Genomic DNA, 7875 nt, shown 5'->3' with positions numbered 1-7875 from the left:
GGACTCCGCTCCCGCCGCCCCCGGCCCCGGCCCGGACTCCGGCCCCGGCCCGGACTCCGGCCCCGTCACCGGGCCCGTCCCGGACCGGCGCTAGCCGGCCTCGGGGCCTGGGAAGCGGGCGAGGATCCGGTGCGCGTACTCGTCCTGCGGGCCGAGGTCGTGCACGGCCCGCCGGGCCTGCCCGGCGCGGCCGCTCTCGCACAGCAGCCGCACCAGGCCGTACAGGGCGCCGCGGTCGCCGTCCTCGGCGCGCCCGCGCAGCGCCTCGTCCATGCCCCGCTCGCGCAGCGCCGTGTTGAGCCTGCGGCGGGCGTGGACGTCCGTGCGGGCGAGCCGGGTGAGCTCCGCGAGGCGTCCCGCGCGGGCGAGCAGGTCCAGGTGCCACAGGTGGTGGTCGTGGGCGTAGTAGTCGGGGGAGTGGCACGCGGCCCGGGCGCTCACCAGGGCGATGGCGGTGTCCCAGTCCCCGAGCCGCTGCGCCTGCTCGGCCCGCGCCGACCAGTGCGCCGGTCCGGGGTCAGGTCGCATCGGGCAGGTGGCGCGCCGCCGCGAGGTCGGCCATCGTGCGCAGCCGGGTGAAGTAGGCGGCGCAGTACTCCTCGTCGAGCAGCGGCACGACCGTGGCGAGGCCGGCGATGCACCTCCACAGGCCGGCGACGCCACCGCCGTCGAGCCCACCGCCGTCGAGCCCGCCGCCGTCGGGCCCGCCGCCGAGGCCGCCGTCGGGTGCGTCGTCCAGTTCCCGTCGGACGAGGGCGGCGACGTCGGCGTCCAGCTGGACCAGGTCGGTGCCGTCGATGTCCACGCCGCGGAAGCTCGCCGGGAACGGGGCGCGCAGGTGCTCCTCCCACAGGCGGGCGAGCCGGTCCTGGGGCTGCGTCACGTCATCGGCGCCCGCGCCGGCTTCGGCCTGTGCCTGCGTCTGCGCCGTCGGTGGGTGCAGTAGCAGGGCGACGGTGTCGAACACGGCGCGCAGCAGGTCCACCGCCCTGACCGGGTTGAGGGCGGCGCTGGTCGCGCTGCCCTGCGCGAGCCGCTCGCGCAGCAGCAGGGCGCGCTCCAGCTCCCCGGCCAGGTACACCGAGACGAGCCCGGCGCCGGTGGCCCGCCGCACCAGTTCCTCCAGCGGGGCCTGGAGGGCCAGGCGCTCGGCGAGGACCTGTTCCACGGCGGACAGGGCGTGCGTGACCGCGACGGTGGCGAACTCGTACCGGTAGTAGGAGTGCCGGACGAGCTCGCGGGAGGTCTCCAGCGTGCTCATCACGGACATCGACGCGCCCTCGGGCAGCACCAGGTCGGCGACCAGCGGGTGCATGCCCGCATAGCCGGGCACGACATCACGGACGCGCAGGTCCGGTACGGGAGTGTCCATCCGGGCAGTCTCCCCGCCCCGGTGCCGCCGCTGCCACCGGATTGGCGAAGGACGAGCGCAGACGATCACCGCAGGGCGTCGACCGTTGCGCCGGGATGTGCTGGTCGGCGCGTCGCCGGCACGCCCCGGGGGCGCGATGGCGCCGCCGCGCGGGCCGGGCATGAGAGCGCCTGGGTCTCGGCGGCAATGGGGTGGCAAATGGGGCGGTGCGGGTGACGCCGGTGCCGCAGGTGCCGCAGGTGCCGGTGGTGTCGAGGTCCGCTCGGCGGTGGCCGGCGGAGCCCGGCTTGAGCGGGCCCGCGCCCGCCTACTCCGTGGCGCAAGCCCGTTCGGCGCCCTGGCCCGGCAGGTCGTTTCTCCTGCGGGAGCTCCTGGCCACGGCAGGCTTGGTCCGCGGCATCGCTGACCGGGGCAAGCCCGATGGGCAAGCGTGGCCACCGGCTCGCCCAAGCGCGCGGCGCGGCGGATGGCGACCGTTGACGGCGCACAGGAGCACTCGTACTCACGTCTGTCCGGGCCCCGGGGAGCCGGCCGGCACGAAGACGGGGAGGAGACGAGCAGGCGCCGCAGTGCGGGATCCGCTCACGCGGGCGGGGGCAGTTGGGCGCGCACCCACGCGGGATCGGGGTTGGTGTGCGCCCGGCCCGTCACGAGGACCGTCGGCACGGTCTCGTTGCCGTCGTTGACCGCCCGCACCGCCGCCGCCCCCTCGGGGTCGCGCCGGATGTCGACCCAGTGCGCACGCCGGGCGTCGCGGCCCAGCCGCAACCGCAGCCGCAGGCAGTACGTGCAGCCCGGCCGCCAGAAGACGACCGGCCGGCCGTCGGCCGCACTGCGGCGCTGCGCCTGCGAGGCGCTGACGGACCGGGGGAAGGCCAGCGGCGAGTTGACGAGGGCTCCCAGCACGAACACCGCCCAGAACGCCGCCGCCGCCTCGGGGCTGCCCCGCCAGGCCAGGATGGCCGCGACGGCCGAGCCGCACAGCAGGAGCAGGACCGGAAGGAGCCACGGGCGCGTCATGGGTCGGCAGGCTACCGCCGATGCGCGTGCCGCAGAACCCGGCCGTACCCCGACCAGCGGGTGCGCGGGAAGTCGGCCGGGCCGACTTTCCGTGCACCGGGCGGCTCAGCCGCCCGTCGCGTCCGTCGTGCCTGCCGTGCCCGTCGTGCCTGCCGTACCCGTCGTGCCTGCCGCGTCCGCCGTGTCCGCCGTGCCCGCCGCGACGAGTGCGGCGACCAGGCGGTGGATCAGCTGCCGGTGGTCCGCGTCCTGGCCGGCGCCGTGCATCAGCAGGTGGTGGACCGTGCCGGTGAGGGCGAGGGCCAGCATCGCGCAGTCGGCGCCGGCGGCGATCCGCCCCAGCCGCTGCTCGGCCTCCAGGTAGCGGGCGATGGCGCCCTCGACCGTGCCCGGCCCCGGCGCGCCGGCCGCCCAGGCCTCGCGCAGGCGGACGGTGACCGCGGAGCGGGAGAGCGCGGCCGCGGCGACCACCGGACCGTTCGCGCCGAGCATGGCCAGCGCCGCGCCGGCGAGGTTCTCCCCTACCTCGCCCTGCCCGGCCCGCTGCGGCAGCGGGCCGACCTCGGCGGCGATCCGCTCGAAGCGGTCCAGGACGAGCTGCGCGACGAAGTCGTCCAGGTCGGCGAAGTGGTTGTACAGCAGGCCCTTCGCGCAGTCCGCCTCCTCGGTGACCGCGCGGTTGGTCAGCGCGCCCGCGCCGTCGCGGGCCAGGACCCGCTCGGCGGCGGCGAAGAGCCGTCCTCGGACGTCGGGGGTCGCTACGCCGCGCGGTGACATCGGTCCTCCGGATCGGGGCTTGCCGGTATGGGCATCCGCCCATACCTTGAGTATGGGCATCCGCCCATACTAGCCCGGCGACAGGAGTGACCCGATGAGCCAGCTCGTCAACACCGTGCAGTCCCAGGCCTGGAACGGCGCCGAAGGCCGGCACTGGAGCGAGCACCACGACCGCTGGAACGCGATCAACGAAGGCTTCGACCCGCCGCTCCTGAAGGCGTGCGCCATCAACCCCGACGACCGGGTCCTCGACATTGGCTGCGGCACCGGCCACACCACCCGCCTCGCCGCCCGCGCCGCCCACCGCGGCTCGGCGCTCGGACTCGACCTGTCCGCACCCATGCTCGCCACCGCCCGCCGGCTCGCCGCCGCCCAAGGTCTGCACCACACCGCCTTCGAACAGGGCGACGCCCAGGTCCACCCCCTGCCCACCGCCGGCTTCGACACCGCCCTCAGCCGCTTCGGGACCATGTTCTTCCAGGACCCCGTCCACGCCTTCGCCAACATCGCCCGGGCCCTGCGCCCCGGCGGCCGGCTCGCCTTCGTCTGCATGGCCGACCCGCAACGCACCGAATGGGTACGGGTGTTCGACGCCGTACGCGCCGCCCTGGCGCTCCCGCCCCAGGACGACACCGCCCCCCAAGGCCCCGGCATGTTCTCGCTGCGCGACCCCGCGCTGATCCACCGCACCCTCGCCGCCGCCGGATTCACCGCCGTACGTACCGAAGCCGTCGACGCCACCGGCCACTTCGGGCACGACGCCGCCGACGCCGCCGACCACCTGCTCGGCTCCGGCCCCGGCCGCCACCTCGCCGCCCAGCTCGACCCGCTCGGCCCGCTCGACGGCGGGGACGCCACCGGGCGGGCACGCGCCGCCTTCACCGCCGCCCTCGCCCGCCACGAACACCCCGACGGCATCCGGCTGCGCACCGCCGCCTGGCTCGTCACCGCCACCCGCGGCTGAACGCGGCCCTACCGGTCCCCCTGGGCGGGCGGTACCGGCGGCTGCTGCCGCTCGCGGCGTTCACGGCGTGCGCGGCGGTCGCGGGCGGCGCGGGCGGTCCTGGCGGCGGCGGCCACCGCGGCGGCGGTGGCGAGGCCGGCGAGGAACTCGGGCAGGGCGGCGCGCAGGACCTCCGTCACCGGGGCGCCCCCGCCCGGGCGAGGGCGGCGCGCTGGGCGTGCCGGGCGCCGAGCCGCTTGAGCTTGCGGCGCACCCGCTCGCCGGCCGCGGCCGGGTCCTCGGCGCCCAGGAGTTCGGCGGCCTGCGTCCACGTGATGCGCGGGTGCAGGGACCACAGCCGGGCGATCTCCCGCTCGGCGGGCGCCAGCGCGCGCAGGACCGCCCCGACACCGGCCTCGTCCACGACGGCGTGCAGCACGGCGTCCTCGGGGCGGCGGTGGTCGGTGACCCGGTCCGCGAGGGTCAGCCCGCCCGCCACCGGCTTGTCCAGGAGGTGGACGCGGTGGCCGGCGGCCCGGCGCGCCCACAGCGGCTGGAGCTGCACGTGCGCCTGCCGGGCCAGCGCCCACAGGAAGCCCACCACGGAGTCCTCGGCCGCGTGCGCGCCCAGCACGGGGCCCAGTCGGCGAGCAGGGCCTGGCAGACGGCGTCGCGCCACTGCCCGGCCCGGCGGCCGGGGATCGGCAGCCACGCCGCACTGAAGGCGTCGACCACCCCCGCGCGCCCCTCGATCGCGGCCTCCCGCGCCTCGAAGGCCGCGAGCAGCGCCGAGCGGCGGGCAGCCGCAGCGGGCGTCCCGCAGCGGACCACGACCGACACCCGCTCGTCCCGGTAGCGCACCTCCCGCAGCAGGCACGGCCCGCCCTCCACCGCGGCGTGCGCGACGAGCTGACCGCCCGGGCGCAGCCGCCGGCCCTGCTCGCAGGCGTGCCCGATGATGAGCCGCGGGATCGTGGCCTCGTCCGGCTCCGGCACCTCCACGGTGTACGTCCTGCTCGACGTGACGGCCACCCTCGCCGCGTACCTGCGGCCTCCCAGGTGGCGCACGGACGTCACCTCGGTACGGGTGTCGGACGGTTCGGGCCCACAGGGGACCAGGCGCAGGTCGTTCATCGGGAAGGGGCCTTCCGGCGGGTGCGGCAACGGTTTCCACCTCAAGCCCCGGCACGGGCCCCGACCGGCAAACAGTCCACGAGAAGTGACGTGACGTCCGTCACACGCACGGCGGCCCCTCGCAGCGGGGCGGGAAGTCGGCGGGGCCGACTTCCCGTGCGGGGGAGGTGGGACGGCGCCCGTCGTGGGCGCGGACGCGGGCAGGGCCGGGGCGCAGGGCGTCGAGGATGCGGACGGCGCGAACGGGACGTCGAAGGCCCCGCCGCCCCGGGGCAGGGGCGGCGGGGTGAAGGAAGGCCGGGTGACCTCAACCAGTCAGCGCAACATCCCAGGTGACGGAGGATGTGGCGCATGGCGAGGTTGGGTCGTCCGGGCATGTCGGACATACAGAAGCGTGAGTTGTGGGACCGCTGGAAGGCCGGTGAGTCGATCAGCGAGATCTCACGGGCATTGGGCAGGCCTCCTGGCTCGATCTTCACGATTCTGAAGTCCAACGGCGGATACGTGCCACCGGTCCGGCAGCGGCGAGCTGGCCAACTGACGCTTCCTGAGCGGGAGTCGATCTCGCGCGGTCTTGCACGGGGCGACTCGATCCGGGAGATAGCCCGCACTTTGGGTCGTGCCGCCTCGACGGTCAGCAGGGAGATCGCCCGCAACAAGGGCCCCCAGCACTACCGGGCCGTGGACGCTGAAGACCGCGCCTGGGATCGCGCTCGGCGCCGCAAGCCGTGCCTGCTGGCTACCAACCGGCCGCTGCGGAACCTGGTGGCTGAGAAACTGGCCGAGGACTGGTCGCCCGAACAGATCTCCGGCCACCTGGCCAACACCTACGCCGCCGGGTCAGGGATGCAGGTCAGCCACGAGACGATCTACAAGTCCCTGTTCATGCAGGCCCGCGGGGTGTTGGCCAAGGCCCTGCAGAAGCACCTGCGCTCTGGTCGCCCGACCCGGCGCAACATCCACAACACCGTTACCGGTCAATGGCGTTCACAGATCAAGGACGCGATGTCCATTCGCGAACGCCCCGCCGAAGCCGACGACCGCGTAGTCCCCGGCCACTGGGAGGGCGACCTGCTGCTGGGCCGCGGCCTGACGCAGATTGCGACGGTCGTCGAACGCTCCACCCGCTTCACCGTTCTCGTCCAGCTCGACGGGCGGGACATGGCCACGGTCACCGCGAAGCTGTCGGCCAAGATGCTCGAGCTGCCCGCCGACCTCAGGAAGACCTTGACCTGGAACCGTGGGATGGAACTGGCCGGCCACAAGGACGTCACCGCGGCTACCGGCCTGGGCGTCTACTTCGCCGACCCTCGCAGTCCCTGGCAGCGCGGCACGAACGAGAACACCAACCGCCTGCTGCGTCAGTACCTGCCCAAGGGCACGAGCATGGGGCACCTGACCCAGGACGATCTCGACAAGATCGCACTGAAGCTGAACACGCGCCCTCGTAAGACCCTCGACTTCCAGACACCGGCCGATAGGCTGGAGGCCCTGTTGCGCTGACTGGTTGAGTTCACCCCCCCTTGATGCGCGACCCCCGCCTGCTCGCCAAGCCGCCGGTGTGCCGGCTCGGCTGCCTCGTCCTGGTGCGCAACCGGCGCGGCGACGTCCTGCTCGTCGACCCGGACTACATGGACGGCCTGATCCTGCCCGGCGGCGCCGCCAAGACGAACGAGCCCCCGCAAGCCGCTGCCGCCCGGCACCTGCACGCCGAGACCGGCCTCAACCTGCGCCTGACCCACGTCCTGGCGATCGACTACACCCCCGCCGACCGCCACCTGGAACGCCTCAGCCTCGTCTTCGACGGCGGCACCGTCCCCGACACCACCCGCCTCACCGTCCCGCCCCAAAAGGACAGCGGCCTGCTCGGCGCCCGCTTCGTCCCCGCCCACGACCTGCCGAACCACATGGCCCCCTCCCAGGCCGCCCGCGCCGCCGAGGCTCTCGCCAGCTGCTCCCTGCCCGTCCTCCTGCACGGCCAGCGCGCCGACTGAGGTCAGGGGGTGAGGACCAGGCGCCCGCGCAGCCCGCCTGCGGCCAGGCACTCGTGCGCCCGGGCGGCGTGCTCCAGGGGCAGGGTGTCGGCCACCCGCAGGGTCAGGCGGCCCTCGCCCGCGAGCGCTGCGAGCCGCCCCAGGGCGGGCCCGTCGGCGGTGATCCACACGTTCGCGACCCGGATCCCGCGCAGCCCCACCGGCTCACTGCCGCCTGCGACCGCCACGAACGCCCCGCGTCCGCGCACCGCGCCCAGTGCCCGCACCCCGAGCAGGGCCGCGTCCACCGCGCCGTCGACCCCGCCGGGTAACAACTCCCGTACGGCCGCGGCCACATCGCCCACCGTGCGCGGGACGAACCACCGCGCGCCCAGCGCCCGGACGAGGTCCTCGTCGTCCTGCCCGGCGAGGGCGACGACCCGAAGGCCCCGCAGCGCGGCGAGTTCGACGGTGAAGCCGCCGAGGGCGCCCGCCGCGCCGGTGACCAGCACGGTGGAGCCGGCGGGCAGGGCGACCGTGTCGGGGGTCTGCAGGGGGGTGAGGCGGTTCAGGGGGAGGGTGGCGGCGGCTGTGAGTGGGCTGTCTCTTATACACATCTCCGAGCCCACGAGACAGGCAGAAATCTCGTATGCCGT

11 protein-coding genes are annotated in these 7875 nt (G+C 75.1%); 4 read left to right on the top strand and 7 right to left on the bottom strand.

Going from position 1 to position 7875, the window contains the following annotated elements:
* Positions 1-90: 90 nt before the first annotated feature.
* The 4 genes from OP86_RS31585 to OP86_RS31570 all read right to left on the bottom strand — a co-directional run bounded on the left by OP86_RS31585 (position 91) and on the right by OP86_RS31570 (position 3169).
* A complete protein-coding gene (locus tag OP86_RS31585; protein ID WP_030062119.1) occupies positions 91-528 on the bottom strand; it encodes a hypothetical protein in 438 nt (145 codons plus the stop codon).
* Positions 518-1372 (bottom strand): hypothetical protein, encoded by an 855-nt coding sequence (locus OP86_RS34170; protein WP_106973563.1) that lies wholly within the window; start codon positions 1370-1372, stop codon positions 518-520. The genes OP86_RS31585 and OP86_RS34170 overlap by 11 nt, the downstream gene beginning before the upstream one ends.
* 582 nt (positions 1373-1954) lie before the next feature.
* Entirely contained in the window at positions 1955-2392 is a 438-nt protein-coding gene (locus tag OP86_RS31575; protein WP_030062117.1) for a glutaredoxin domain-containing protein, read from the bottom strand.
* 105 nt (positions 2393-2497) lie between these two features.
* Positions 2498-3169, bottom strand: a complete 672-nt coding sequence (locus tag OP86_RS31570; RefSeq protein WP_063832499.1) for a TetR family transcriptional regulator — start codon at positions 3167-3169, stop codon at positions 2498-2500.
* 94 nt (positions 3170-3263) lie between these two features.
* Between OP86_RS31570 and OP86_RS31565 the strand changes: the two genes are divergently transcribed.
* Complete coding sequence (locus OP86_RS31565) at positions 3264-4133, top strand: class I SAM-dependent methyltransferase (protein ID WP_033334267.1); 870 nt, start codon at positions 3264-3266, stop codon at positions 4131-4133.
* Between the two features lie 8 nt (positions 4134-4141).
* On the opposite strand, the gene OP86_RS37020 is transcribed toward OP86_RS31565, so the two are convergent.
* Together OP86_RS37020 and OP86_RS31560 are read right to left on the bottom strand one after the other, a co-directional pair.
* Complete coding sequence (locus OP86_RS37020; protein ID WP_157849899.1) at positions 4142-4312, bottom strand: hypothetical protein; 171 nt, start codon at positions 4310-4312, stop codon at positions 4142-4144.
* Positions 4309-4746 (bottom strand): hypothetical protein, encoded by a 438-nt coding sequence (locus OP86_RS31560; protein ID WP_157849898.1) that lies wholly within the window; start codon positions 4744-4746, stop codon positions 4309-4311. The genes OP86_RS37020 and OP86_RS31560 overlap by 4 nt, the downstream gene beginning before the upstream one ends.
* Here OP86_RS31560 and OP86_RS37015 point away from each other — a divergent pair.
* The 3 genes from OP86_RS37015 (at position 4732) to OP86_RS34165 (ending at position 7240) form a co-directional block, all read left to right on the top strand.
* Positions 4732-4968, top strand: coding sequence for a hypothetical protein (locus tag OP86_RS37015; RefSeq protein WP_030062114.1), 237 nt, complete (start codon positions 4732-4734; stop codon positions 4966-4968). The genes OP86_RS31560 and OP86_RS37015 overlap by 15 nt on opposite strands.
* Positions 4969-5597: 629 nt before the next feature.
* Complete coding sequence (locus tag OP86_RS31550; RefSeq protein WP_030062113.1) at positions 5598-6749, top strand: IS30 family transposase; 1152 nt, start codon at positions 5598-5600, stop codon at positions 6747-6749.
* Between the two features lie 23 nt (positions 6750-6772).
* Positions 6773-7240 (top strand): NUDIX domain-containing protein, encoded by a 468-nt coding sequence (locus OP86_RS34165; protein WP_051831108.1) that lies wholly within the window; start codon positions 6773-6775, stop codon positions 7238-7240.
* 2 nt (positions 7241-7242) lie between these two features.
* Here the strand turns inward: OP86_RS34165 and OP86_RS31540 are convergent.
* On the bottom strand, positions 7243-7875 hold a 633-nt coding region (locus tag OP86_RS31540; protein WP_157849897.1), incomplete at its 5' end, for a zinc-binding dehydrogenase.

Source organism: Streptomyces novaecaesareae (assembly GCF_000716875.1).
In the GTDB taxonomy this organism is placed as follows: domain Bacteria; phylum Actinomycetota; class Actinomycetes; order Streptomycetales; family Streptomycetaceae; genus Kitasatospora; species Kitasatospora novaecaesareae.
This window is presented reverse-complemented; position numbering and strand designations above follow the sequence as displayed.